The sequence below is a fragment of the Parafrankia colletiae genome, from assembly GCF_001854655.1.
GTDB lineage: Bacteria > Actinomycetota > Actinomycetes > Frankiales > Frankiaceae > Parafrankia > Parafrankia colletiae.
Genome location: NZ_MBLM01000003.1, coordinates 73,618 through 97,459 on the forward strand (window position 1 = coordinate 73,618; position 23,842 = coordinate 97,459).

At 71.9% G+C, this 23,842-nt stretch carries 23 protein-coding genes; 9 read left to right on the forward strand and 14 right to left on the reverse strand.

Annotation, left to right across the window (positions count from 1 at the left end; translation table 11 throughout):
- Positions 1-48: 48 nt before the first annotated feature.
- Together CC117_RS02645 and CC117_RS02650 are read left to right on the forward strand one after the other, a co-directional pair.
- On the forward strand, positions 49-423 hold the full coding sequence (locus CC117_RS02645; RefSeq protein WP_018639156.1) for a DUF2203 domain-containing protein: 375 nt from the start codon (positions 49-51) through the stop codon (positions 421-423).
- A gap of 69 nt (positions 424-492) precedes the next feature.
- Positions 493-1,179 carry a hypothetical protein gene (locus CC117_RS02650; protein ID WP_071082134.1) on the forward strand — a complete coding sequence of 229 codons (687 nt, stop codon included), beginning with the start codon at positions 493-495 and terminating at the stop codon, positions 1,177-1,179.
- Here the strand turns inward: CC117_RS02650 and CC117_RS02655 are convergent.
- The 7 genes from CC117_RS02655 to CC117_RS02685 all read right to left on the reverse strand — a co-directional run bounded on the left by CC117_RS02655 (position 1,145) and on the right by CC117_RS02685 (position 9,951).
- Positions 1,145-3,064: an acetate--CoA ligase gene (locus CC117_RS02655; RefSeq protein WP_071082135.1), complete on the reverse strand. Its 1,920-nt coding sequence runs from the start codon at positions 3,062-3,064 to the stop codon at positions 1,145-1,147. The genes CC117_RS02650 and CC117_RS02655 overlap by 35 nt on opposite strands.
- Positions 3,065-3,151: 87 nt before the next feature.
- On the reverse strand, positions 3,152-3,943 hold the full coding sequence (locus CC117_RS02660; RefSeq protein WP_241829771.1) for an SDR family NAD(P)-dependent oxidoreductase: 792 nt from the start codon (positions 3,941-3,943) through the stop codon (positions 3,152-3,154).
- Positions 3,944-4,261: 318 nt separating this feature from the next.
- The gene (locus tag CC117_RS02665; protein WP_071082136.1) at positions 4,262-4,933 is read right to left on the reverse strand and encodes an esterase/lipase family protein; all 672 of its coding nucleotides are present in this window, start codon (positions 4,931-4,933) and stop codon (positions 4,262-4,264) included.
- 117 nt (positions 4,934-5,050) lie between these two features.
- Entirely contained in the window at positions 5,051-5,815 is a 765-nt protein-coding gene (locus tag CC117_RS02670; RefSeq protein WP_071082137.1) for an SDR family oxidoreductase, read from the reverse strand.
- A gap of 108 nt (positions 5,816-5,923) precedes the next feature.
- A complete protein-coding gene (locus CC117_RS02675; RefSeq protein WP_071082138.1) occupies positions 5,924-7,117 on the reverse strand; it encodes a branched-chain amino acid ABC transporter substrate-binding protein in 1,194 nt (397 codons plus the stop codon).
- A gap of 135 nt (positions 7,118-7,252) precedes the next feature.
- Positions 7,253-8,662 (reverse strand): CoA transferase, encoded by a 1,410-nt coding sequence (locus CC117_RS02680; RefSeq protein WP_071082139.1) that lies wholly within the window; start codon positions 8,660-8,662, stop codon positions 7,253-7,255.
- Between the two features lie 173 nt (positions 8,663-8,835).
- Positions 8,836-9,951, reverse strand: coding sequence for an asparaginase (locus CC117_RS02685; protein ID WP_071082141.1), 1,116 nt, complete (start codon positions 9,949-9,951; stop codon positions 8,836-8,838).
- A 243-nt stretch (positions 9,952-10,194) separates the two neighbouring features.
- Between CC117_RS02685 and CC117_RS02690 the strand changes: the two genes are divergently transcribed.
- Both CC117_RS02690 and CC117_RS02695 read left to right on the forward strand, forming a co-directional pair.
- Positions 10,195-11,388, forward strand: coding sequence for a thiolase family protein (locus CC117_RS02690; RefSeq protein ID WP_071082143.1), 1,194 nt, complete (start codon positions 10,195-10,197; stop codon positions 11,386-11,388).
- A gap of 91 nt (positions 11,389-11,479) precedes the next feature.
- Positions 11,480-11,707, forward strand: a complete 228-nt coding sequence (locus tag CC117_RS02695) for an FmdB family zinc ribbon protein (RefSeq protein ID WP_084131392.1) — start codon at positions 11,480-11,482, stop codon at positions 11,705-11,707.
- A 57-nt stretch (positions 11,708-11,764) separates the two neighbouring features.
- On the opposite strand, the gene CC117_RS34000 is transcribed toward CC117_RS02695, so the two are convergent.
- The 6 genes from CC117_RS34000 to CC117_RS02725 all read right to left on the reverse strand — a co-directional run bounded on the left by CC117_RS34000 (position 11,765) and on the right by CC117_RS02725 (position 16,037).
- Entirely contained in the window at positions 11,765-12,058 is a 294-nt protein-coding gene (locus CC117_RS34000) for a hypothetical protein (RefSeq protein WP_198541701.1), read from the reverse strand.
- Between the two features lie 19 nt (positions 12,059-12,077).
- Positions 12,078-12,764, reverse strand: coding sequence for a hypothetical protein (locus CC117_RS02705; protein ID WP_198541702.1), 687 nt, complete (start codon positions 12,762-12,764; stop codon positions 12,078-12,080).
- Positions 12,765-12,918: 154 nt separating this feature from the next.
- Complete coding sequence (locus tag CC117_RS02710; protein ID WP_071082273.1) at positions 12,919-13,344, reverse strand: DUF2795 domain-containing protein; 426 nt, start codon at positions 13,342-13,344, stop codon at positions 12,919-12,921.
- 282 nt (positions 13,345-13,626) lie between these two features.
- Positions 13,627-14,181 carry a hemerythrin domain-containing protein gene (locus tag CC117_RS02715; protein ID WP_071082147.1) on the reverse strand — a complete coding sequence of 185 codons (555 nt, stop codon included), beginning with the start codon at positions 14,179-14,181 and terminating at the stop codon, positions 13,627-13,629.
- 99 nt (positions 14,182-14,280) lie between these two features.
- Complete coding sequence (locus CC117_RS02720) at positions 14,281-15,012, reverse strand: metallophosphoesterase family protein (RefSeq protein ID WP_071082149.1); 732 nt, start codon at positions 15,010-15,012, stop codon at positions 14,281-14,283.
- A complete protein-coding gene (locus tag CC117_RS02725; protein ID WP_071082151.1) occupies positions 15,009-16,037 on the reverse strand; it encodes a nucleotidyltransferase family protein in 1,029 nt (342 codons plus the stop codon). Before CC117_RS02725 ends, CC117_RS02720 begins: the two co-directional genes overlap by 4 nt.
- Positions 16,038-16,912: 875 nt before the next feature.
- On the opposite strand from CC117_RS02725, the gene CC117_RS02730 reads away from it, so the two are divergent.
- The 3 genes from CC117_RS02730 to CC117_RS02740 all read left to right on the forward strand — a co-directional run bounded on the left by CC117_RS02730 (position 16,913) and on the right by CC117_RS02740 (position 19,714).
- The gene (locus CC117_RS02730; RefSeq protein WP_018639131.1) at positions 16,913-17,458 is read left to right on the forward strand and encodes a MarR family winged helix-turn-helix transcriptional regulator; all 546 of its coding nucleotides are present in this window, start codon (positions 16,913-16,915) and stop codon (positions 17,456-17,458) included.
- 336 nt (positions 17,459-17,794) lie between these two features.
- Positions 17,795-19,027: a CapA family protein gene (locus CC117_RS02735; protein WP_241829772.1), complete on the forward strand. Its 1,233-nt coding sequence runs from the start codon at positions 17,795-17,797 to the stop codon at positions 19,025-19,027.
- A gap of 174 nt (positions 19,028-19,201) precedes the next feature.
- A complete protein-coding gene (locus CC117_RS02740) occupies positions 19,202-19,714 on the forward strand; it encodes a DoxX family protein (protein WP_071082154.1) in 513 nt (170 codons plus the stop codon).
- A gap of 199 nt (positions 19,715-19,913) precedes the next feature.
- Here CC117_RS02740 and CC117_RS02745 read toward each other — a convergent pair whose 3' ends face one another.
- Positions 19,914-20,165 carry a DUF6158 family protein gene (locus CC117_RS02745; RefSeq protein WP_071082156.1) on the reverse strand — a complete coding sequence of 84 codons (252 nt, stop codon included), beginning with the start codon at positions 20,163-20,165 and terminating at the stop codon, positions 19,914-19,916.
- A gap of 630 nt (positions 20,166-20,795) precedes the next feature.
- Here CC117_RS02745 and CC117_RS02750 point away from each other — a divergent pair.
- Together CC117_RS02750 and mscL are read left to right on the forward strand one after the other, a co-directional pair.
- Positions 20,796-23,144 (forward strand): Hsp70 family protein, encoded by a 2,349-nt coding sequence (locus CC117_RS02750; protein ID WP_071082274.1) that lies wholly within the window; start codon positions 20,796-20,798, stop codon positions 23,142-23,144.
- 187 nt (positions 23,145-23,331) lie between these two features.
- Entirely contained in the window at positions 23,332-23,826 is a 495-nt protein-coding gene (gene mscL, locus CC117_RS02755; protein WP_198541703.1) for a large conductance mechanosensitive channel protein MscL, read from the forward strand.
- Positions 23,827-23,842 lie beyond the last annotated feature (16 nt).

The following is a 23,842-nucleotide window of genomic DNA, read 5'->3' on the forward strand; positions in this document are numbered from 1 at the left end:
TGCCAGCAAATCCGGCGGCTTCCCGCCGGGACATGATGGACTTGCTCCGTGGACCAGATCTTCTCCGTCGACGAGGCCCGTGCTCTGATGCCCGAGATCCACGAACGTGCCGCCGAGTTCGTTGCGCGCCGGGCGGATCTCACCGAACTGAGCGCAGCGCTCGCAGACGGCGCTTCGTCGCCGAAGGGCGGCCTCGCCGAGATGAAGGCTCTTCAGGCCTGGCTCTCCGAGGCGCTCGCCTGGTTTCCCGAACACGGTATCCAGGTCAAGGGTGCCGCGCCGCTCCTGATCGATTTTCCCGCCGTCCTCGACGGTGAGAGCGTCCTCCTCTGCTGGATCGAGGGCGAGCCCGATCTGGCCTGGTATCACCGGGCCGACCTCGGTTTCGCCGCTCGGCGCCGCCTTCCTCGGCAGCCCGTGTAGCCGGCGCGCCCCAGCTGCCCGCGGCGGGCAACACCGCCCGTGTGAGGAGCCGCGGGCAGGCAGGGAACAATGGTTGACGTGCTCACCGAGGAAGACGTCGAAGAAATCGTTTTCATCGCCGCGGGTGACGGTCGCCATGAGGATGCCGCGGCCCGGTTCGAGGACCTCGCCGGTCAGCCCGAGCTTCATGGCCAGATCACCGCCGCGGGCCTCCTGGTGCACGCCTGTGGTCAGTACGGTCTCGCCGACCGGTGGGACGACGCTGTGCGCTGCTGCCGCGAGGCCATGGCCGCCGCCGCGGCCGCTACGGCCAGYGGCGGCGCGGCAGAGGACATCGATCCCCGGGTGTGGCTGCACGAGGCTCTGATGGCCAGGGACAGGGCGCGCCGGGAGGCCCGCGCGCTCGCCGGCGCCCCCCCGGCCGGGGACGCGGGCGGGGACGCGCACTCCGGAGAGCCCGGCGACGAGGCCGCCRCCACCCGCGCCGAGATCCGGGCGCTCCGGTCGAGGAACCCGGACGTGTACGCGGTGGTGGCGGAGACCCTCGCCGAGCATGACCTGCTCCAGGAGGCGCACACCTGGTTCACGATGGGTTACCAGCGGTGCCAGGGCGCCGACGTCCCGATCTACATGCTTCACCTGCTGCTCGTCGGGCGCCGCTCCGTCCGCCGGGAACTCGGTTACCCTCCCGACGGGCTCGACCTGGTCGCCGACGACTACGTCAACCACCGGGACTCAGCGGACCACGATCACTGACCGGCGAGTCGGGTACGAGCACGGGCCGGATCGCCTCGAGCACCGAGGCGTCCTCGATCGTGGACGGGATCGCCGGCGAACGGCCGTCGGCCAGCTCCCGCATGACCCGCCGCAGGATCTTGCCGGATCTGGTCTTCGGCAGCGCGGCGACCACATCGACCCGACGCAGCGAGGCCACCGGGCCGATCTCGGCGCGGACGCGTGCGACCAGGTCGGCTTCGAGTGCCTGCGGCGCGATCTCGGCACCGCTTTTGATCACGACGAGGCCGCGGGGCACCTGCCCCTTGAAGGGATCCGCCACCCCGACGACAGCGCACTCCGCCACGGCCGGATGGGCGGCCAGCACCGCTTCCATCGAGCCCGCCGAGAGCCGGTGACCGGCCACGTTGATGACGTCGTCGGTACGGCCCAGGACGAAGACGTAGCGGTCCTCGTCCAGGAAGCCGCCGTCGCCGGTCAGGTAGTAGCCGTCGAACGCCGACAGGTACGACGCCACGTAACGGTCGTCGTCCTCCCAGAGGGTGGGCAGCGCACCGGGTGGCAGGGGCAGCCGCAGGCAGAGGGCGCCCTCGGTTCCGCGGGGAACCTCGGCGCCCTCCGCGTCCAGCACCCGGATGTCGTACCCGGGCATCGGCACGGACGCGCTGCCGGCCTTGAGCGGGATGCGTTCGAGCCCGAACGGCGAGCTGGCGACAGGCCACCCCGTCTCGGTCTGCCACCAGTTGTCGATGACCGGCAGGCCGAGCGCATCCGTGGCCCAGTCGAAGGTGGCCGGGTCGAGACGCTCGCCGGCGAGGAACAGCGCCCGCAGTGACGAGAGGTCGTAGCGGCCGACCAGCTCCGCACCCGGATCCTCCTTCTTGATCGCCCGGATCGCGGTCGGCGCGGTGAACAGGACGTTCACCCCGTGATCGGCGATCACCCGCCAGAACGCCCCCGCATCGGGTGTGCCGACCGGCTTCCCCTCGTAGAGGATGGTCGTGGCTCCGGCGAGCAGGGGCGCGTAGACGGTGTACGAATGGCCGACCGCCCAGCCGATGTCGGAAGCGGCCCACATGACGTCGCCGGGCCCGATGCCGTACACGTTGCGCATCGACCAGGCCATCGCGACGGCGTGGCCCCCGTTGTCACGAACGATCCCCTTCGGGCGGCCGGTGGTTCCGGACGTGTACAGGATGTACAGCGGGTCCGTCGCCGCGACGGGCACCGGCGGGTGCGGCGGAGCCGCCGTGACCAGGTGCTCCCAGTCGTGGTCCCGGCCGGCGACGAGCACACAGCGCTGCTGCTCGCGCTGGACGACGAGGCACGCCACCGGCTTGTGGGTCGCGAGGTCGATGGCCTCGTCCAGCATCGGCTTGTACGGCACCAGACGCGTCGGCTCGATGCCGCAGGACGCGGCTACGACGGCCTTCGGGCGGGCGTCGTCGATGCGGGCGGCGAGCTCGGGTGCCGCGAAACCACCGAAGACCACCGAGTGGACGGCGCCGAGGCGCGCGCACGCCAGCATCGCGACCACTGCCTCCGGGATCATGGGCATGTAGACGATCACCCGGTCACCGCGGCCGACTCCGAGCGAGGCGAGCGCGCTGGCGGCCCGGGCGACCTCCTCGGTGAGCTGCGTGAAGGTGTAGCGGCGGGCCGTCCCGGTGACCGGCGAGTCGTAGACGAGGGCGGTCTGCTCACCGCGGCCGGCCTCCACATGCCGGTCGAGGGCGTTGACGCTGGTGTTCAGTTCCGCGTCGGGGAACCAGCGGTAGAAAGGGGGCCGGTCGCGGTCCAGGATCCGACGCGGCGGGCGGGTCCAGGTGACGGACCGCGCCGCGGCACCCCAGAACGCCTCCGGATCGGTCAGCCAGTCCTCATACGCTCGCTGGTATGCGTCCATGGTCGATATCGTCGCGCCCCACGACGGCTTGTCCAGGGCAGGGAGACTCCTGCGCGTGCCGGCCCGGTCGGCAGCCTCGCCACCGGGTCAGCCACGGCCGTTCGCCCCGAGGACCCGCGCGGTGATCCCTGCGACGAGCCCGCGGCCCAGCAGCCGTGACGCGTTCGAGGTCAGATAGTTCAACCGGCCGTCGATCACATACGGCTGGCCGTTGTCGAGGGCCCTGAACGCACTGGTGACGACCTCGTCCGTGGTGCGCAGCCGCCCGCCGGCGTTCATCCGCGAGCCGAGGGCGTCGAAGAAGTTCGTGTCGGTCGGGCCGGGGCAGAGCGCCAGCACCCTGATGCCCCGCGACCGGTACTCGGCCCACAGCGCGATCGAGAAGGAGAGCACGAACGCCTTCGACGCACCGTAGACGGCCATGTAGGGGACGGCCTGGAACCCCGAGGTCGAGGAAACATTGATCACTGTGCCACGGCCGCGCTCGACCATCGCGGGAAGGAACAGGTGGGCCAGCCGCTCGACGGCGACGACGTTGACCATCACCTCGTGGTGGTCCCGCTCCGCGGCGAGCTCGTCGTAACGGCCGCGGGTTCCGAAACCGGCGCAGTTCACGAGGATGTCGATCTCGTGYCCGGCGGCGAGGACCTTCTCCGCCAGCCGGTCCGGACTGTCCTCGTAGGCCAGGTCGACCGCGATCGTCTCGACGGCGACGCCGTGCAGGGCTCGCAGCCGGTCGGCCACCAGCACGAGCCGCTCCTCGTCCGGGGCGGTGAGAACGAGATCGGCTCCACGTGCGGCGAGCGCCTCGGCCAGCGCAGCTCCAATGCCCGAGGACGCACCCGTCACCAGCGCTGTCCGGCGCCGGAAATCGCTCACGATCACCCAGCTCCTCATGTTCGTGACGGAGCGCCCGATGGTGGCTTCGCACGGCAAGAACCGCGCGACTGGCATGAACCAGCGAGATCGGAACGCTTCCGGCAGAGCACAAGGTACCGGAGTCTTAGGGGGGTATGTCAGCCGGCCACGACCATCAGCACCGAGACCGACACAGTTCTACCCGTTCAGGCAAACCCGCTGGTCACGGCCCTGTAAACGGGTGCCCGGGTGGCCTCGTCGCCACCCGGGCACCCGGGTCTCACGCCTCCGGCGGTCCTGCCGGGGCCGGCCCGAGCAGGCCCGAGCAGGCCCGAGCGCTCAGGCGATGAACGCCCGCACCGCCGCGGCGACGGTGTCGTCGTCATGCAGCGCGGAATGACCCAGGCAGCCGGCGGCATTGTTCGTGGCGCCCACGAGCGGAACACTCGAATCGGGATTGATGACGTCGTCGCAGGACGACCACCAGGTTCCGTAGCTGACCGCTCCGGGCGTCTCGTCACCGGCGTTCAGCGTGGTGAGGAAGGAGGAACCAGGGCTCATCTGGGAGCAGGCGGTGTAAAGCCAGGAGCAAAGAGACGCGGTGCTGGTCCCGTGGTTCGGCCCGCCCAGCGAGACCCAGTCGTCGACGACCGACGTGCCGCCCAGGGACTTCAGGAAGTAGCGGGAGGACAGTGCGCCCATGGAATGGGTGACCAGGTCGACCTTTGCCGCGCCGGTCGCGGCCCGCACGGCGGACACCCTGGTGGCCAGCTGGTTCGCGGTGGTCACGTTCGACTGGTGCGAGTCGTAGACGAAGACGACCACCTCGGACGAGGAATAGCCGTGGGCCTGGAAGTCGGCGACCATGTCGGTCCAGGTGGAGGCCGAACCGTTGAAACCGTGGACGAAAACGACCGGGTCATGTGCGGCGGCGGACGCGGAGGTGCTGACGGTCAGCACAGTCGCGCCGGCGAGGACAAGGGCGGCGAGGATTCGGGCCACTCCGAACACAGGTACTCCTGGTGCTCCGGGCGTCGGGGTCAGAACATGATTCTCGGGCCCGTCCGGGGAGACATCGCGGCATCCGTGTGGTGTTCACCATCCATTGCGCGCGCCGAAATCCGGCGGTCAGGACACCTTTCGCGCGGGYCGCATCACGATGTCGGTCACTTCGACCCGGCGGGGCAGCTCCACGACGGAAAGCACCATCGTCGCGACGTCCTCCGGCTGCATGAGGYCTTCGGGATCCCAGTCCCGCCCCTCGCTCTCGAAGATCTTCTTCTGCATGGCCGTCGCCGTTCGGCCGGGCAGGATCGTGCAGACCCGCGGGCCCTTGGGCCCGAGTTCGGCGCGCAGGCTGTCGGCGATGGCCCGCAGGGCGTGTTTGGTGGCGGCGTACTGACCGACCGCCGGGCCGGCGGCGAGGCCCTGCGTGGAGTTCACGAAGATGATGTCGCCGAACGACCGTGTGAGGTCCGGCAGGAGAAGCTGGGTCAACGCGTACGGTGCCCGCAGGTTCACGGCGTACTGATCGTCGAGGTCGGCCAGGCTCGCGATGCTCATGGGGCTGCTGTGGTAGACGCCGGCCGAATGGACCAGCACGGAGACCTCGCCGAGAGTCTCCCGTGCCGTCTCCGCCAGCTTCTCCCGGCCGCGCGCGTCGGTGATCTCGGTGGCGAAGACTCGTACATCGAGCCCGCGCCGGTCGGCGGCGTGGGCGAGCCGGGACAGGGCCGCGTCATCGCGCCCCGTTGCCAGGACGGCCGCACCCGCCGCCGCGAGATCAAGTGCCACGGCGTAGCCGATGCCGCTGGAGGCACCGGTCACCACCGCCGCCCGGTCCGCGAGGCGGCCCGGGGGCGGGTCATCACCATCGATCAGCGACCGCACCATGAGAGACAGACAACCCTAACGTTAGTGGAAGGTTTGACTGCCCCAACCCTACGACGAAACCCGCAGAGCCGAACGGACTGGTCGACCGTGCCGTGYCATGTCCCGCGGTCAGGAGTCGATCAGGRCCGAGATCTGCCCCAGACTCACGATCTCTCCATCCTCYACCTTGTAGAGATAGACCGTCGGCACCCGGAGCTCGCCGGTGTCCTCGAACGCGACGTCCCTGGTCACGCCCTTCCAGTCGACGTCCGCGAAGGCCCGGGCGACCGCGGCGCGGTCCGGGCTGTCACCGATGGTCCGGAGCACCCGCACCACGGCGTTGGTGGCGTCATAGGCCTCGGCGGAGAAGACCCCCGGCGGCATTCCACCGTTGAGCCGCCCGTAGGACGCGACGAACTCGTCCGCCCCCGGCCGATCCCCGCCACCGCCGCCGTCGTCGCCGATGTCGGCACAGGCGCAGGAGAAGTAGGTGCCCTCGGCGACGTCCGCGCCGGCCCGGGTGACGAACCGAGGGTCCCGCGAACCGTCGCCGGCCATCAGGGTGCCGGCGAAGCCCTTGTCGCGCAGTGCCGCGGCCAGTCGGGCGAAGTCGGCGTAGTACCCGGCGTAGTAGACGACGTCCGGTGCCTCGGTGGTGATCCGCGCGGCCTGGGCGGTGTAGTCACGGGTCGGGTCGATGCCGTCATGGATGACGTCCACCCCGTCGGAGTTCAGCTCCGCCTCGAGCGCGGTCGACAGGCCGATGCCGTACTCGCCGCGGTCGTCGATCGAGTAGACCTTCGTCGCCTCGAGCACGGTCGAGATGTAGTCGGCGACGGCCCGGCCCTGCACCGAGTCGGGGGCGATCGCGCGGAAGAAGGTGGTGAAGCCCAGATCCGTCAGGGCCGGGCCGGTGGCGGACGGAGTCACCGAGAGCAGGCCGGCCTCGCTGTAGAACGGCTCGCTGACCTCGGTGGTGTCGGTACTCAGCGGCCCGATGACCGCCAGGACGTCGGAGTTCCCGGTGAGGCTGCGGGCCGCGCCCGGTGCCCGGTCGGTCGAGCCGGCGTCGTCGACCTGGACGAGCCTGAGCCGGAACGGCACGCTGGCGTCCGCGTTGACTTCCTCGACGGCCGTCCGCACGCCGGCGAGAGCATTGAGGCCGAGCTTGCGGTCGTCGCCGGACAGCATGCCCTGGAAGCCGATGGTGATCGTCCGCCGGCCGTCGCCGGGGGTGTCGTTCCGGCCGAGCCCGCAGGCCGTGAGGCCCGCCACCAGCACGGCGGCGAGGGCGATCGCGCCCCTGGCCGGTCGCCTGATCATGTTGTGCGCCCCCCTTGCGTCCACGCGCCGCGGCGATGCCGCAGGACCCAGTCCTACGCGACGACGACGCGGTGGACGCGGGCGCCCGGCCCGTTCGGGCCGGGCGCGCCGCGGGACGCCGGACCAGGGCCGGGGCTACCCGCCGGATTCCCAGCCGGGAGGGCTGGTGCCGAGGGACGCCGGTGCCATGGTCCACGCGGGGGCGCGGCCGTCCACCGCTCCCGGAGGTGCCACGTAGGAGAGCTCACCGAACTCGCTCCGCAGCCGCCGGCAGAACTCCTCGACGTCCGTCCTGGTCAGGTCGGGCGCGGCGAGGGTGTCGTGGTGGCCCAGCTCCTGCAGCCAGCGGCCGGTCCGGGCCAGCGAGGCCCGTACGTGCCAGCTCCCGCCCTCGGTGGCGCGCCGGGCGAGCGCCGACAGGACGCCGGAGGCGAGCAGGTAGGCGGTCGCGTGGTCCAGGACGGGTGCGGGCAGCGGGTGCGGGCGGTCGCATCCGCTGGCCCGCGCCGCGGTCACCGAGATACCCGACGCCGTCTGGACCAGGCTGTCGAAGCCGCGCAGGCCACTCCACGGACCGGACCGGCCGTAGGCGCTGATCGTGGCGACGACGATCCCCGGCCGCATGCGGGCCAGTGCCTCCGGGCCGAACCCCAGCCGGTCGAGCGCACGCGGCCGGTAGGACTGGATCACCACGTCCGCTGTCGAGACCAGCTCGGCCAGCCGGCGCGCGTCCGCCGCGACCCGCAGGTTGAGGAAGGTGTTGCGCTTGCCGAACCCGGTGTCGATCAGCAGCGATCGGACCTCCGGCAGGTGCGCGGCGCCCACCCGCAGCACCTCGGCGCCGTAGCCGGCCAGTATCCGGGCGCAGACCGGGCCGGCGATGACGCGGGTCATGTCCAGCACGCGGATGCCCTCGGCGGGCAGGTCGGCCGGCGGCAGCGGGACGGCGTCACCCGGCCCGACCCGCTCGGTCTCCAGCAACGGAAGCTCGGCGACCGCCCGCGCCTGGCGGTGGACACGCCATTCCTCCTCGTCGCGGRCCATCGTGGCGCACATGCCCATCGCCTGGAGCTCGAGCTCGAGAGACTCGGCCTCGAAGCGCCCGACGGCCCGCTCGACCGCGGCGCGGTCGTTCGGCACGCCCAGCAGGTCCAGGATCCCGTTGCGGTGGTGCGGGAAGTTGCAGTGCAGCTGGATCCACCGGTCGTCCGCCGTCCGGTAGTAGCCCGAGATCGGGTCCCAGGGGCTCGGCAGGGGACGCCCGTCGAGCCGCAGATAGCGCTCGCTCCGGAACGCCGCGCAGGCGTGTCGGGTGTCCACCACGATCGCCGGCTGGTCACCAGCGGACAGGCTCCCGGTGTTGCGCACGCCGAGTAACCGCCCCGCCCCGACAGCTGCGGCGGCCACGCTGGAGGTCGCCACGGTCGTCACCCGGTACAGACTCGGCAGGACGTCGGGAGGACCGGTCACCGTGAGCCGGTCCGTGATCCCCGGGTCGCCCACGAGCATCGCGACCTGATCGGCGATCATCGCGTTGTCGGCCATCTCCCCATCCCGTGAAGCGGATCAAGCACGCCGCCTGATGAGTGATCGGCCGGACCGCGCGCGTTACCACCTGCCCCAGACCATGTCCCAGAGTGAGGCTTATGTGACGGACAGCATTGCACACACCCGCTGTGCCGCGCACGCAACACCGCTTCCGGGCACGTCGCCGACTCTCAGGGCGCCAGAAAAGCCCGCAGCCTGCCCACCTCGACGCCGCCCCCGAGCACCTTCGGGACGCTGATCGCCGCGAGCCGCGCCCCGTCCACCTCCACTGCGACACCCGGCACGTCCGCTACAGCTGCTACATCTGCCAGGTCTGCCACGTCCGGGACATTGGCCGCATCAGGGGCATGGAAGGCGCCGAGGCGGCGCAGCGCGGCGACCAGCACCGGCATGGCCGCCCGCTGAGAACCGTCCTCGATCTTCACCGCGGCCGCGTGGCCGCTCGCCGTCGCGGCCACCGAGACACCCTCGGCGCCGTCCTTGGCGATGATCCACGGCACCGCGAGCATCAGCTCCGTGTCCGTCCGGCCCGGGCCGCCGACGCGGTCGGGGAAGGCGCGCATCGCCGCCGCGACCCGCTGCCGGGGCGACGGCGGCCCCGAAGCGGCCAGGGCGATCCTCCGCATCCCGCGGGCAAGGCCAACCAGCGGTATCCCGAACAGGGGCGCGCCGCACCCGTCGACCGCAGTGCCCGCCACCGGCCCGCCGACCAGCTCCTCGATCGATGCCCGGATCCGGCGCTGCAGCGGATGGTCCGGCTCCCGGTAGCCGTCCACCGGCCAGCCGGAGGCCACACAGCAGGCGATCATCCCGGCGTGTTTGCCGGAACAGTTCATCAACAGCGGCTCGGGCCCGCCACCGGCGGCGAGATGCCGCTCGCAGGCGAGCCGCCCGAGCGGGAGGTCCGGCGGGCACGCCAGGTCGGCCGGAGTCCGCCCGACCGCCGCGAGCACCGCCCGGACGGCCGCCAGCTGCGCGGGCTCGCCGCTGTGCGACGAGCACACGATCGCGAGCAGCTCGGGTGGAATGCCTCGCCCGCCCGGGCCGAACGCGCGGTCGAGCCCGGCCGTCAGCATGCCGACGGCCTGCATCGGCTTGACGGTGGACCGCGGCGAGATCACGGCGCCCGGATCCCCGACGGACAGCTCCACGGTGCCGTCCGGGCCGAGCCCCACGACGGTGCCCCGGATCCGGCTTTCGACCAGGACGTCCGCCTCGGACGCCCGACCGCGCAGCACCTCGGCGACGACCGGCGGTACCCCCGCCGCGTACCCGGTCCCGTTCATGATCGCGGAGCCGTCATGTCCTCAGGCTACGTGGGCTTCGGCCGCCGGTCGCCTCGACAGACCGCCTCCCACGGGGACGGAAAGCGTGACAACGCTCGACGCAGAGTGACGTCCTGCGGRCCGCGTCGCACCACCCCTGCAGCGAGGCCCACACAGTGGGTTGCCTTTTCCAACTTAGTGGTCCACACTGAAGAAGCATGGTGAGTCTGGTTTTCGGACTTACTTGGGACGAAGGAGCATCCGATGCGTGACGCCGTCGTCGTCGAAGCGGTACGGACCCCGATCGGGCGCGGGCGGGCCAGCGGGAGCCTCGCCCCGGTCCACCCCGTCGACCTGCTCGCCCACAGCCTTTCCTCGGTCGTCGAGCGGTCCGGGGTCGACCCCGCCCTGATCGACGACGTGATCGCCGGCTGTGTCACCCAGGCCGGGGAGCAGTCCGCGAACATCGCCCGCTGGGCCGGGCTCGCGGCCGGGCTGCCCGAGTCCGTGCCGGCGACCACCATCGACCGGCAGTGCGGCTCGTCCCAACAGGCTGTGCACTTCGCCGCCCAGGGGGTGATCTCCGGCGCGTACGACATGGTGCTCGCCGCCGGCGTCGAGTCGATGGGCCGCGTGCCGATGGGCTCCGCGGCGCTCCCCGGTGACAGCCGCGGGATCCGCCTCAACGAGCGGTACCCGGCCGGCCTCGTCCCGCAGGGGATCAGTGCCGAGCTGATCGGCGCCCGCCGGGGCATCAGTCGCGCCGAGATGGACGAGTTCGCACTCGCCAGCCATCTGCGCGCTGCCGCGGCCGCGCAGGACGGCCTGTTCGCCCCCGAGATCGCACCGGTGAAGGTCACCCGCCCGGACGGGTCCGTGGTCGAGGTGGCCGCGGACGAGGGCATCCGCCCGACGTCGAGCCTGGCGGCGCTCGCCGGCCTGCGTCCCGCGTTCTACGACGAGGCGAGCGCGGCCCGCTTCCCGGAGATCGGCTGGAGCGTGACCGCGGGCAACGCCTCGCAGATCAGCGACGGGTCTGCCGCCCTGCTGATCACAACCTCCGAGCGTGCCCGGGAGCTGGGTCTGCGCCCACGGGCGCGGCTGCACAGCTTCGCAGTCGTCGGCGACGACCCGTTCCTGATGCTGCGCGGCGTGATCCCCGCGACCCGCCGTGTCCTGGAGCGCTCCGGACTACGGCTCGACGACATCGACCTGTTCGAGGTGAACGAGGCGTTTGCCGCGGTGGTCCTCGACTGGCGCGCCGAGATCGGGGCCCCGGCGGAGAAGGTGAACGCCCGGGGCGGAGCGATCGCTCTCGGCCACCCGCTCGGAGCCAGCGGTGCGCGGATCATGACGACCCTGGTGCACGCGCTGGAACAGACCGGTGGACGGTTCGGGCTGCAGACGATGTGCGAGGCCGGTGGCCTTGCCAACGCGACGATCATCGAGCGGCTCTGACACATCCGGGCGGTGACGCGACCTCCGGATGCTGACACCCGGCCGGGCGATAGGCCGGCATCGTGCCGCGATGCCGGCCTATCCTGGGCTCGTGCCCGCCTACGAGTACCGATGCCGTGTGTGCGACGCGTCCTTTGAGGTGCGTCGCGGTATCCACAGTGACACGACCACCGCGGCCCCGTGCCCCGCAGGTCACCTGGAGACCTCGCGGGTCTTCTCCGCGGTGGCGGTGAGCCGTGGCGCGTCGGCGCCCGCGATGGCCGCCGCGCCCGCCGTCGGCGGTGGCGGGGCCTGCTGCGGGGGCGGCTGCTGYGGCTGACGTCGCCCAGGCGGGCGCTTCAGGTTCAGGGCTCCCTCAGGTTCGGCGCTTCAGCGTTCAGGTTCGGCGCTTCAGCGCCTGACTGTTTCCGCTGTCCGGGCGCCCGTTGTCGCTGTCACGAGAACGGGTCGCCGCAGGCGCGACGGAGCGCCGCCCTCGCGACGCCCTGCTGCGGGTGCCGACGTCCACCTGCCGCTCACGCTGGCCGCCGGCCGCAGCGGCACGCTCGGCGATCAGCCGGCGCGTGATGATCCGCATGGTCTCGACTCGCTCCTGCTCGTCGAGACCACCGGCGAGCGTCACCAGCAGGTCGGAGGATCCTGCTCCACCCACACCCAAGGTCCCAGCCATGGCTGTCCCCTACCCAGGTTCAGCGGTTGGCACGCTCCGCTGGCCCGTCTGAAGGGGCGGGTGTGGGCGCGGTCGCGGTCGTCGGCGCGGACCGGCTCCCCCGCGGCAGCGAGGCGCCGCCGGTGCGCGCCAGTCGGCGCAGCGCCCCGCTCGCCTCACGCCGGTAGTCGGCAAACGCCTGCCGCGCGGCGCGCCGGAGCTCGTCGGTCGGCACCGCCCAGTCGATGCCGGGACGCCCCAGCACCAGGCCGGTAGCGACGATCAGGGTCCAGAAACCCAGCACGGCGCCTACCGCGAACAGGTCCAGGGCGCCCACCAGCGCTGATCCGACGAGCAGCATCGCCGCCCCGATCAGTGCGAAGGCGATCGGGTGCGCGGACACCCACCGGGACACCCGATGGTCTCCGCTGACCGGCCGCCGCTGACCGGCCGCCGCGCGCCGCGGCCGAGCGGCGGGCCGCTGCTGCCCGGCCGCCGGGCCTCCGCGCCCGGTGGCCGGACCACGCTGCCCGGCCGGCTGCCCGCTCGCCGCAGGGCGTGCCCTGCCGTCCGGCTTTCCCCGCCCGGATCCCTCCGGGCCGGTGGCGGTGGGGTCGGCGGCCCCGTCCAGAGGTTCGGGCCGCACCGCGAGCGGGCTGGGAACCTCTGCTCGCGCGGTGGGCCGGGTGCGTCGGTTCGTGCGTCGTTCCAGGACAGGACCATCCATGCCAGGCTTCTGCCCGGCGTTCGCTCCTCGTACCGGTCCGTCCGCCATCGACATCCTTATTCACCCACGACGTTTCTCACCCAGGTCAGCAGGTTTACGGGTCGGGAGCCGCCCACCACTCGCACCGGACCGCGCCCAGGAGTCGTACGGAGGTTCAGTAACGCCGGGACTCGACATGGGCGTCGGAACGCAACGCCCGCCAGAGCTGGCCCAGCGAGGTGAACTGGACGCCTTCCGGCGCCCCACGGACCTCGTCCACCACCCGGTCGGGCGCATGGTGGTGGCGCAGGTGATCGACGACCTCGTCCCGCTCGGCGGGGAAGACCGCCCGGCCCAGCCAGCGGCCCAGCTCCGAGCGCTCCTCGACATCCGCCGGGCTCATTCCCAGCGGCGTGCTGCCGAGCAGTCCCGCACCGTCCGGACGGGCGGCCAGCGCCGACGCCTCCTCGGCCGGTGGCTCGGGGGATCTCCATTCCTCGGCGCGGGTGTCCCGGCGTGCACGGACCATGCCCCGGACCTCGTGAGCCATCACCTCGTCGCGCACAGGTCCGTGTTTGGCACTGCCCCGATCCATCGACATGTGACGTCCTCTTTCGTCTGTGTCGTTAGATGCCTTCGCCGTGCTGTCCGTTCCGTCCCCCGGTCGCTCCTTCTCCTTCTCCTTCTCCTTCTCCGTACGGGTCCGTCCGACGCCGTCCGGATGCCCCGCGACCCGGTGGCGTCGCCGGTTCGTGACCGGCGACGCCACCGGCGTGTCCTGGGCCCTACCCGCAGCAGGCGGTCATGCCCACCTCGGACCAGACGTTTCCCGACCCGTTGGCACATTCGGGCGGCCTCCGGGCAGCCCGAAGCAGGTGCCCGGCTAGCGCTGGCGGCGGCCGGAGAGAAGGTCGCGGGCCCGGTCGGCCACGCCCGTTCCCACCCCGACGAGGACGTTGAGCGGCGGCCGGTTGGGGGCGCCCGGGTGCGGCCGGGTCGGCGCGACCACCTTGGCGCCCTCCACCAGTTCGGCGAGGCGGCGGCGGTCCTGGAGCGGCATGAGCCGCCGCAGCACCGGGAACCAGCCCTTCTCCTCCTCGCGCACATGCCCGCGCACCACGCGCATCAGCTCACGGGCCAGCGGATCGAAACCGGCGTCCATCGGCTTCATCCGGTCCAGCCGGCTCATGATCCGCTCGGCTTCGGCGTGTTCGGCGATCTCCCGGTCGACGATGGTGTGGCCGTTCGGGAGCACGAGGCGCGCCCGCGGGTAGACGTACATCTCCTCGGCCTCGGCGTGCCGCACGAGCTCGATGATGATGTTGGTGATCAGGCGCCGGCGCTCGACCGCGGACGGGGTCCGCTCGTAGTCGCGGAACCACCGCTCGATCCTGGTGTGGTCGGCGGTCAGCACATCGACGACGTCTGGCTCGCGCATGTCAGGCCTCTTCCGTCCAGGGGCGGTGGGCCATCCGCCGCCCTCGCGGGCGAGGCCTTCCCCGACCGCGACAACAGAACCCTCTCCGTGGCGGAGATGTCACGAACAGCAAGCATCGTGGGTTCCGACCTCGTACAGGGCGAAGGCCCGGCCGATCACCGGACGGGCGACGTTGCGCACCGGCACCCCGCCGGCGGTGCGACCCTTCTCCGATCCGCCATGGGCGTGCCCGTGCAGCGCGAGCTGGGCGCGGCCACCGTCGACGGCCTCCGCGAGGTGGTAGCTGCCGAGGAACGGGAAGATCTCCGGGCGTTCACCGGCGAGCGTGTCCGGGACGGGCGAGTAGTGCGTGAGCGCGACCCGGATGTCGCATTCCAGGGCGTCGAGGGCGTTGCGCAGCGCGGCACTCACCTCCTTGGAGTGGCGGACGAACGCCTTCATCAGCGGTTCGCCGAAGTCGCTGCCGCTGGCCCCCGCGAACCCGCCGCCGAAACCCTTCGCACCGGCGACCCCGAGGCAGATGTCTCCGACCCGCAGCACCATCCCCTCGCCCTCCAGCGTGCGGACGCCCGCCTGGGCCAGCACCTTGACCACCTGGTCGGACTGGTCCCCGTGATGGTCGTGGTTGCCGAGCACGGCGATCACCGGGATCTCGGCCCCGGCGAGCTCGCCGGCCACCACCTCGGCCTCCGCCACGCTGCCGTGCTGGGTGAGATCACCGGCGATCAGAAGCACGTCGGCGAGGTCACCGATCCCGGCCAGACAGGGCGCGAACGACCCCGGCGAGTCGGTACCCAGGTGGATGTCACCGACGGCGGCAATCCTGATCACGACACGCTCTCCACCGTCGGCGGGAACTCCTGCTGCGACACGGTGACCTGGTTACGGATCGGCCGGTCGGGAACGATCTCGGCGAGCACGATGTCGACGGCGGTCCGGCGGGTCTCCAGGGCCACCTCGCCCCGCACGATCACGGCGTCCGACGCCACGGCGACCTCCAGGCCGAGCTCGGCGACCCGTGGGTCCTCCGCCAGGCGTTCACGCAGCTCACCGGCGAGGTACTCGGCCGGTTCGGTGACGTCCAGCTGCCCGGCCGTGGCCAGGCCGGAGTCCGAGCCGAAGGCTGAGTCTGAGGCGCTCTCGGGCGCGCCGGTCACCGCCCCGCTACCGGCCGGCGGGGTGGTCACCGCCTCGCCCGCAGACCCCCGGCCGGAGGACGGCAGGCCGACGGACGACGGACCGGCGGACGGTGGACCAGCGGACGGTGGACCAGCGAACGGCGGACCAGCGGGAGACAGGCCGGCAGGCGCGGGAATGAGCTGCAGCCGGGTCGCCACGAGCAGGGCGGCCTCGGCGAACGGCGACTCGGCGGTGGCCCGGCGCACCTGCGTCCAGTCCACCTGTTCCCGCATCGCGCGGATCATCGGGATCACCCGGCCGAGATCGCAGTAGCGCTCGTCCAGAGCCAGCAGGGTCATCTCGAACCAGTCGGTGGCATCCAGCACGGGCATCCGGACGGAGTCGACCGACATGTCCCGTGACCGCGCCAGCATCTCGTCGGTCACCGCCCGCCCGACCGGGTGGTGGATCAGGTCCACCAGGACGTCGCCGTCGTAGACCTTGGTCAGCCAGTCCTCCGGAGGGTCCACCGGGCGCAGCCCGGCGTCGCACAGGACGTCCACCGCCCGCGGGACGTCCGTCTCGCGGAGCATGAAGTCGACGTCGTGCACCGGCTCGGGCCCGCCGCGTGCCCAGCAGGCGTAGCTGCCGCCGAGCGCGAAGGGGATCTGTGCCTCCTTGAGCGTGACGGCGACCCGTTTCAGGCTTTCCCGCAGACCGCGGGGTGCGTCATCCATGACGGTCGGGTACCCACGCCGATCGTTCTGACTCCCCGAACRCCACATCCGTGTCGGTCGGCCCCGCATCGGGCCGCGAGCGGGCACATCGCCGCCAATTCGGACACAACCTCGGTGCCGCACCACGGTGACACAGGCGACCCTATGGTCGGGTTCACGACACGTAAGCACACGGTCTTCCGCCGGCTGCATCCRCACGGGYATGGCATCGTTTCCCGCCGGCAGGTGTCCTCCCGGACACGGCAGGTAGGCCGTGCGGGTCGCGCCACCAAGGGGCCCGGCCGGGCCGGTACGAAGAAGTCCACCTTGTTGTTCCCGGGCGTGACGGACGTGACGTACGCATCCTGACCGTGGACGACTGTATGCGGCGCAGGAGGCTCTGCAGGCGATATTTCCTGACATAGGTCTCGCTGACATATCTGGTCCCAGGGTTGCAACCTGTTCCCGGGAGGTTGCCCGGGCCGATACGAAGTCCCAGGTCCTGCGGCCTGGCAAGGGCCCGCTCGGGCTACGCCAAACACGGCACGGCCACACCGACGAGCAGCCTGAATCGATCCCCCGGCACCGGTCTGCCCCCGGACGGCGCCATGTCAGGCACACTCACTGAGCACGATGAACATCATCGGAGATCGGCAGCGGAGGTCCGGCACCGCGCGATCCATATCTTTCAGTAACCAGTGATGTTTTTGGAACATGCCGGATGAGTTACCCGTTCCGGGGGGTCGCCCTCGTTCGATTCCTCCGGCTTGCCGGCAACGGGCGTACAGATGCGAGATGATGACCAACGCGAAGCCCTGCCGTCGGGCGCACGAACGTCCCCGCCCTACAGCCCGGAATGGAACGAAGCCCTGACCCCGCCCACACGATCCGAGTATGTGACCATCCAGACCCGTGAGGACGCCGTGAACCAGCGATACCCGGGACCGAGACGGCCGGCCGAGGAGACCGACCCCGGCCGTGCGCGGCCCGTCGCAGACCTGTCGACACACCCCGGACAGCTCGCCCGCCGTCTGCAGCAGGTCACATATCAACTCTGGACGGCAGTCGTCTCCACCGAGACGACTCCGCCGCAGTTCGTCGTTCTCAACAGCCTGCTCGCCGACCCCGACATCGACCAGCGCACGCTGGGCGAACGGGCGTCGCTCGACCGCTCCACCGTCGCAGACGTCGTGGCCCGCCTCGTGCAGCGCGGCCTGATCCGCCGTGTCCGCGATCCTCGCGACGGCCGCCGCAACGTCCTGCGGCTGACGCAGCGCGGCGAGGCGACCCACAGCCATGTCGCGAGCCGGGTGGAACGCATGAACGACCTGCTGCTTTCCCCCCTGTCCACCGACGAGCGCACAGCGCTGCGCTCCATGCTGACGCGGATCATCGAGTCCGTGCCGGCGATCTCAGCGGCCGAAGGGACCGCCGCGGTCTGACGCGGGATCGGCCTCACCTCTCAGAAAGATCGAACTACCAAGAGTAGTGAGGCCGACACCCGTCGCTTAGGTTGGAGGGGTCCACCCGTCCGACCAGCCCGAGCGATGGGGACGATGCCGCGCAGACGCTCCTGGCACCAGCTGCGTCCCTGGCGTCGCCGGCGCTTGCGGCACCGACCGCTTTCCTGGCACCGGCCGCTTTCCGCACATCGCCCACGCCCGTCRCACCGGCCCGAAATGACCAGCCCGCGCCCTGCAGTGCYGACGGACGGTCGGCACGACCCTCCGTCCGGGCGGCTTCTGGWCGCGGGAGCTCTGGTCCTGGCGGCCGCGGCCGTGGGTTTCGGGCTCTATCCAGACGTCCTGAGCAGACATCTGCTGACTGTCAACAGTGATCCCGGTGGCGTCCGCATCCACCCGGACACCACCGCCCGGTCGGCCTGGCCGCCGTCGACGGGAGGCCCGTCAGGCGGCCGCGACCCGGACCGGGACGCCACGGAACTGACGCTGATCTTCAGCGGCGGGCTGCTCCTGACCGCTGCCGCGGCCGGAGCCACACTGGCGCCGCTCGGCAGTCTGCTCTCCTCCGCCGATCTCGCGGTCTGTCAGGGCCCCGCCCTCACCGGAGCGCCCGAGCCAGCCGCCGAGGCACTGCACCGGGCCGGTTTCGACGCCTGTGCCACCGCGACCAGCCACACCGCCCAGCTGGGGGATGCGGACAGACGCAGCCTGCTGGAGGCGCTCGACGGTGCCTCGATCAACCACAGCGGGGCGGCGCGTGACCGCGCCGAGGCCGAGACACTCACCCTGCTGCCAGTCCACGGTGCCCAGATCGCGCTGCTTTCGGCCACCGACGCGGACCAGTCCGCGGCCCCCTCCGCCACGACAGGCGGTGACACCGACGGCGGAGTCGATCGCCTCGACCCCGCGCGGATCCTGCAGGACGCGGCCCGCGCCCGGGACGCCGGAGCCGACCTGGTCATCGCCTCGCTGGACTGGGGTGACCCCCGCTCCCCGGCACCGACCACACCGACCACACCGACCGAACGGCAGCGTTTCGCCGCCCGCGAGCTGCTGGGCTCACCGTTGATTGACCTGGTGGTGGGTTCGGGCAGCGGCGCGGTGCAGCCGTTCGAGGTAGTCAACGGAAAATATGTCGCCTACGGCATGAGCGCCGCCACGGCCTCCGGCGCAGGTACCCGAGGCAACACCCCGGGGAGTGCCCCCGACAGCGCCCGGAGTCGGGACGGCCTGCTGCTGCATGTGCTGGTGCGCAACACCGGGCTCGGCTGGGTGATCGCCGGCCTCACCTACAGCCCCACCTGGACCAGGGATGACGGCGCCGTTCTTCCCGTTGCCGACGCCCTCGACGACCCGGGCACCGCTCTCGCCGTCCGGTCGGAGCTGACCGCCTCCTGGCTGCGAACCGTCGCCGCCGTGACCGGGCTCGGACCTGTGGACGGAGCCCGCCCCGACCGCGCGCCCCGCCACTTCGACACCGGCCCGGCGCCTGCTGCGCCCTCTGGGGACGGGACCACGAACGGGACCACGAACCGGACCACCGRCTGAACGGAAAGGCACCGGACCGGCTTTCGCAGCGCAAGCTGTCGAATCTGCGACGAAGTACCGCTAGCGTCTGCGGTGCAGCAGCCCCTCTGACCCGGTGAACAACCTCGCGCCACTCATGCCCAATGGATCCCAACCGTCCGTACCGGCCGGTCCCCTCCCCGGGAGRCAGTACCCGTGACCTCGCCCGACACCGCGGCGCTCGTGCTCAGAATCGTCGTGGGCCTGACCATCGTCGCCCACGGCTACAACCACATTTTCGGGCCCGGCGGCGTGCAGGGCACCGCGGGCTGGTTCTCGAGCATGGGCCTGCGGCCCGGCATCGTGCATGCCTGGATGTCCGGCCTGACGGAACTCGCGGCCGGCTTCGGGCTCGCCTTCGGGTTCCTGACCCCGTTCAGCGCGGGCGCGATCATCGGGACCATGGTGGTGGCCGGAATCACCGCCCACCGCAAGAACGGCTTCTTCATCTTCAAGCCGGGCCAGGGATACGAGTACGTGCTCATGATCGCGGTCGTCGCGGCCGGCATCGCGATCCTCGGGCCGGGCAAGGCGTCCCTGGACCACGCGATCGGGATCGACCTCGATGGGTGGGCCGGCGGCCTCATCGCCCTCGGGCTGGGAGTCGTCGGCTCGGCCGGCCTGCTCGGCGGCGCCTGGCGGCCGGAGAAGCCGGCACCCACCACCTGATTCTCGGGCGCCTCGGGACCGCGGCGATCTCGCGATCACCCGGGGCCTCACCGAGGCCGGCCGCCATCTCCTGACCGCCCGGCGGTCACGAGGTGGCGGCCGCTGTCTTTTCTGACCCGACCCGGCCCGATCAGGCCAGAGCAGGCCGTCCGGACCTGATCGGCGACGTCAGCGGGGCGGCGGTCCCGCCCCGCCGGCCTCAGCCAGGCAGAATGCCAGCCGCGCGGCGGCGGCCGGCCCTGGTCCGGCGCGGGTCGGGGCTGGCCGAGTCCGGGAAGCGGCGCAGGTACTCGCGCTCGAGTTCGAGCATGCGCTGGGTGTGCGTCTCGAATGCATCCTCGCTCCCGGTGAGGAACGTGTCATGCCTGGTCAGGTGCAGATGGCGTACCTCCCGCACGAGGTCGGCATCGGACAGTTCAGGGGCGGGGATTCCCTCGGGGCGATGGCTCATGTCAGACAACTACCCGTAACCCGACTACCCGGAACCGCCACGGGCGCCGCGCCGGCGACTCCGGGAAGCAGATCGGGGCCGGGCGGCGGGGGAACCGGGTCCGGCAGCGGACTCGGGGGTACCGGGTCCGGGCCAGGGCCCGGCGGCACCGGATCGGGCCCCGGCCCAGGTGGTACCGGGTCCGGACCAGGGCCCGGCGGCACCGGATCGGGCCCCGGCCCAGGCGGGACGGGGTCGGGCCAGGGGCCCGGAGGCGTGACGGCGTGCTGCGGATCCGCTCGTCGCGGGATGGCGATGCGCATAACCGGAACCTCCAGCTGTGAGCCGGTCGCAGGGGCCCGCCCGGGCCAGGCCCGAGCGGTGTTGCTCACCCCGCCGCGGGTGACCGCGCGGCCCGCGCCGGGTGATCTCTACTGGTCGCCTACCCCTCCCACCCCGTCGCACACCCGGCCCGCCGAACCACGGTGCGTGGGCCGCCGCTACGATGCCCGGACAACGTCGGCCATCTCCGGACAACGCCGTGACCTGCGGTCGAACGTCCGGCCGAGGTCCAGCGGCGGGATGTCCAGACGGTGGGATGCCACCACCGGCCGAAGGGTCCAGGCCGCGACGGTCAACGGAGGGGTGCCGGTGGGGGAGCCGATCCTCGCGATCGACTACGGCACCTACCAGGCATCCGCGGCGCTGGTCGTCGACGGTCAGGTCGCGTTGGTCCGGGAGCCGGCGAGCGGCGCTGTGGCCTGGCCCTCCTCGGTTCTGGTGGACGGCGACCTGCTGGTCGTCGGCACCCTCGCCGAGCGCCGCAAGCGAATCTGGCCGGCTGCCTACCACGGTGGGGTGAAGCGGGCGCTGACCCGCAACGCCGGCATCGTGCTGGACGGCCGCAGCCATCCCCCGGCCGGGCTGGTGACCGCGGTTCTCGCGGCGCTGCGCACCGAGGCGGAGGCACAGTTGGACGGGGTAGCGCTGCGCCGGGCCGTGGTCACCGTCCCGGCGAGCTATGACCCGGCCGGGCCCCTGCGCCGCACGATGATCAACGCCGCCGAGGAGGCCGGGTTCGTCGACGTCGATCTGCTCGCCGAGCCGGTCGCGGTCGCCTGGGCACCGCCGGGACCCGCCAGCCCCCGACCGGGCGATCTCGTGCTGGTCTACGACCTCGGCGGCGGCACCTTCGAGGCGTCCCTGGTCATGTTCGGGGAGGGCGGGCGGCACGAGCTGCTCGGTCACAGCACGCTGCACGACYGCGGCGGGCGGGATTTCGACCAGCTCCTCTACGACGAGATCCTCGGGCACTACGGGCCCGGGCTGGAGCCGCTGCTCAACCCGTCCGGAGTCGGGGAGGTGTTCCAGACCGCCGCCAGCCGCACCCGCCACGAGCTGCTCGACTTCGCCCGCGCGGTGAAACACCAGCTCACCGACGTCGCCTTCGTCGAGGATGTGTTCAGCCCCGCCGGTCTGCTCGTCAGCCTGGACCGGGACCGGTTCACCAAGCTGGCCTCACCCACCCTGGCCCRGACGATGGCCTGCTGCCAGCACCTGCTGGAGACCACCGGGATCACGCCGGAGAAGCTCGCCGGGGCACTGCCCGTCGGCGGTGCGTCCCGGATGCCGGTCGTCACCGAGATTCTCGCCGGGCGGCTGGGGGTGGGCACCGACTGGCCTGCGCAGCACGTGTTCGCCCTCCCCGATCCGGACCAGGCCGTCGTGCTCGGCGCGGCCTTCTGGGCGGCGACGGTGTCGACGCGGCGGATCGTCGCCGCCCGGCCCAATCCGGTGGTGCAGCCAGCCCGCTGGGACATTCCGGGTGGGTGGGCAACGATGGTGCGCTGGCTCGTCGAGCCCGGCGCGCGCTTCGACGCCGGATCGGTGCTCGCCCGGGTCCGGCTCAGCGACGGCGCCCTGTTCGATCTGGCCGCGGAGGCCCCCGGCAGCCTCGTCGAGACCCACGCCGAGCCGGGGGCGTCCGTACGGGACGTCGACTGGCTGGCCACCACGCTGCCCTCCGGCCCGGCCCCGGCCGGCGGCACCGCCCTGCCCGCCGACCTGCGCGGCTTCGAACGCACCAGCCGTCCGTCCCGCAACGTCGAGGTGACGGCGCGGCGCACGCTGAGCGGCCACGAGCGGGACGTCACCTGCGCGGCCTTCTCCCCCGACGGCACCATGCTGGCCACCACCAGCCGGGACGGCGCCCGGCTGTGGGACGTCGCCACCGGCCGCGCCGCCGGCCGGTTGGCCGGGCGACGGATCGCCGGCCTGCACGGCTGCGCGTTCTCCCCCGACGGGCGGCTGCTTGCCACGACCGGCGCCGACAAGACCGCGCGGATCTGGGAGATCGCGACCGAGCGGGCCGTGCTGAGCCTCACCGGCCACAAGGGTCCCGTCTACGGCTGCGCGTTCTCCCCCGACGGGACCATGCTGGCCACTGTCAGCACCGACCGCACCGTCCGGTTGTGGGGGGTGTCGACCGGTTCCTGTCTCGCGACGCTCGCCGGCCATCGCGGTGCTGTCTACGGCTGTGCGTTCTCCCCCGACGGCCACCTGCTTGTCACCGCCGGCGCCGACCAGACCCTGCTGTGGGACGCGGCACGCGGCGAGAAGATCCGTGACCTCGACGGCCACACCAACTTCGCGAACGGCTGCTCGTTCTCGCCCGACGGCCTGTTGCTGGCCACGACCAGCAACGACGGCACCCGGCTGACCGACGTTCCGACCGGGACGGCGACGCTGACCCTGCCGGGCTCCGCGCAGAGCTGCGCGTTCTCCCCCGACGGGCTGGTGCTGGCAACCGCGAGCACCGACGACACCGCCCGGCTGTGGGATGTCGCGACGGGCACGGCGGTGGCGACGCTGACCGGCCACACCAGCACGGTGATGGCGTGCGCGTTCGCCCCCTACGGCCTGCTGCTCGCGACGACGAGCACCGACATGACCGCCCGTCTCTGGGACATCACCTACGTCCCCGACAGCACCATCCGCTGACCACCCCGAAGCAACCCCCCATTACCCTGCCAACGGCAGACATACGGGGGAACCGGGCGGGTCCACTCGCACCCGGGCCCAGCGCTCCGTCCGCCGGCGGCGAACCGGCCGGTCACGTGCTCCCCGCGCGGGGCCGGCCACCGGGCCGCCGTCGTGGGTGGGACGTCCAGAGTGCGGAGGTGCGGGCATGTCCGGATGGGAGAGGGCCGCCGGCAGGGGGCGCGGGGTCGTCGAGACACCCACCCGCCTGATCGGGCCGGGGCTGCGGGGCTTCAAGCAGTTCCTGATGCGGGGCAACATCGTCGACCTGGCCATCGCGGTGGTCATCGGCACCGCGTTCACCGCCGTCGTCACCTCACTGGTGAAGAACCTGTTCACCCCGCTGATCGCCGCCATCGGCGGGGAGCCGAACTTCGACGGCCTGACGTTCAAGATCAACGGCAGCGTGTTCCGCTACGGCACCTTCATCAACGATGTGCTCGCCTTCCTGATCGTCGCCGCCACGATCTACTTCCTGGTCGTCCTCCCGATCGCGAAGGCGAACGAGCTGCGGCGGCGCGGCGAGCCGCAGCCGGTCGAGGAGGAGCCGGTGATCAGTGACGAGGCCCGACTGCTCATCGAGATCCGGGACCTGCTCGCCTCCGGCCGGCCCACCGGGATGGCTCCACCGCAGCAGCGCTGAGCGGAGGACGACCCCG

What these genes read in the sequence shown, in the direction of transcription:
- CC117_RS02690 (WP_071082143.1), top strand. Translation starts at nt 10,195, where the DNA reads ATGCGTGACGCCGTCGTCGTCGAAGCGGTACGGACCCCGATCGGGCGC.
- CC117_RS02745 (WP_071082156.1), bottom strand. Translation starts at nt 20,165, where the DNA reads ATGAGCCATCGCCCCGAGGGAATCCCCGCCCCTGAACTGTCCGATGCC.
- mscL (WP_198541703.1), top strand. Translation starts at nt 23,332, where the DNA reads ATGTCCGGATGGGAGAGGGCCGCCGGCAGGGGGCGCGGGGTCGTCGAG.
- CC117_RS02655 (WP_071082135.1), bottom strand. Translation starts at nt 3,064, where the DNA reads ATGGACGCATACCAGCGAGCGTATGAGGACTGGCTGACCGATCCGGAG.
- CC117_RS02725 (WP_071082151.1), bottom strand. Translation starts at nt 16,037, where the DNA reads ATGGATGACGCACCCCGCGGTCTGCGGGAAAGCCTGAAACGGGTCGCC.
- CC117_RS34000 (WP_198541701.1), bottom strand. Translation starts at nt 12,058, where the DNA reads ATGGCTGGGACCTTGGGTGTGGGTGGAGCAGGATCCTCCGACCTGCTG.
- CC117_RS02710 (WP_071082273.1), bottom strand. Translation starts at nt 13,344, where the DNA reads ATGTCGATGGATCGGGGCAGTGCCAAACACGGACCTGTGCGCGACGAG.
- CC117_RS02705 (WP_198541702.1), bottom strand. Translation starts at nt 12,764, where the DNA reads ATGGATGGTCCTGTCCTGGAACGACGCACGAACCGACGCACCCGGCCC.
- CC117_RS02685 (WP_071082141.1), bottom strand. Translation starts at nt 9,951, where the DNA reads ATGAACGGGACCGGGTACGCGGCGGGGGTACCGCCGGTCGTCGCCGAG.
- CC117_RS02715 (WP_071082147.1), bottom strand. Translation starts at nt 14,181, where the DNA reads ATGCGCGAGCCAGACGTCGTCGATGTGCTGACCGCCGACCACACCAGG.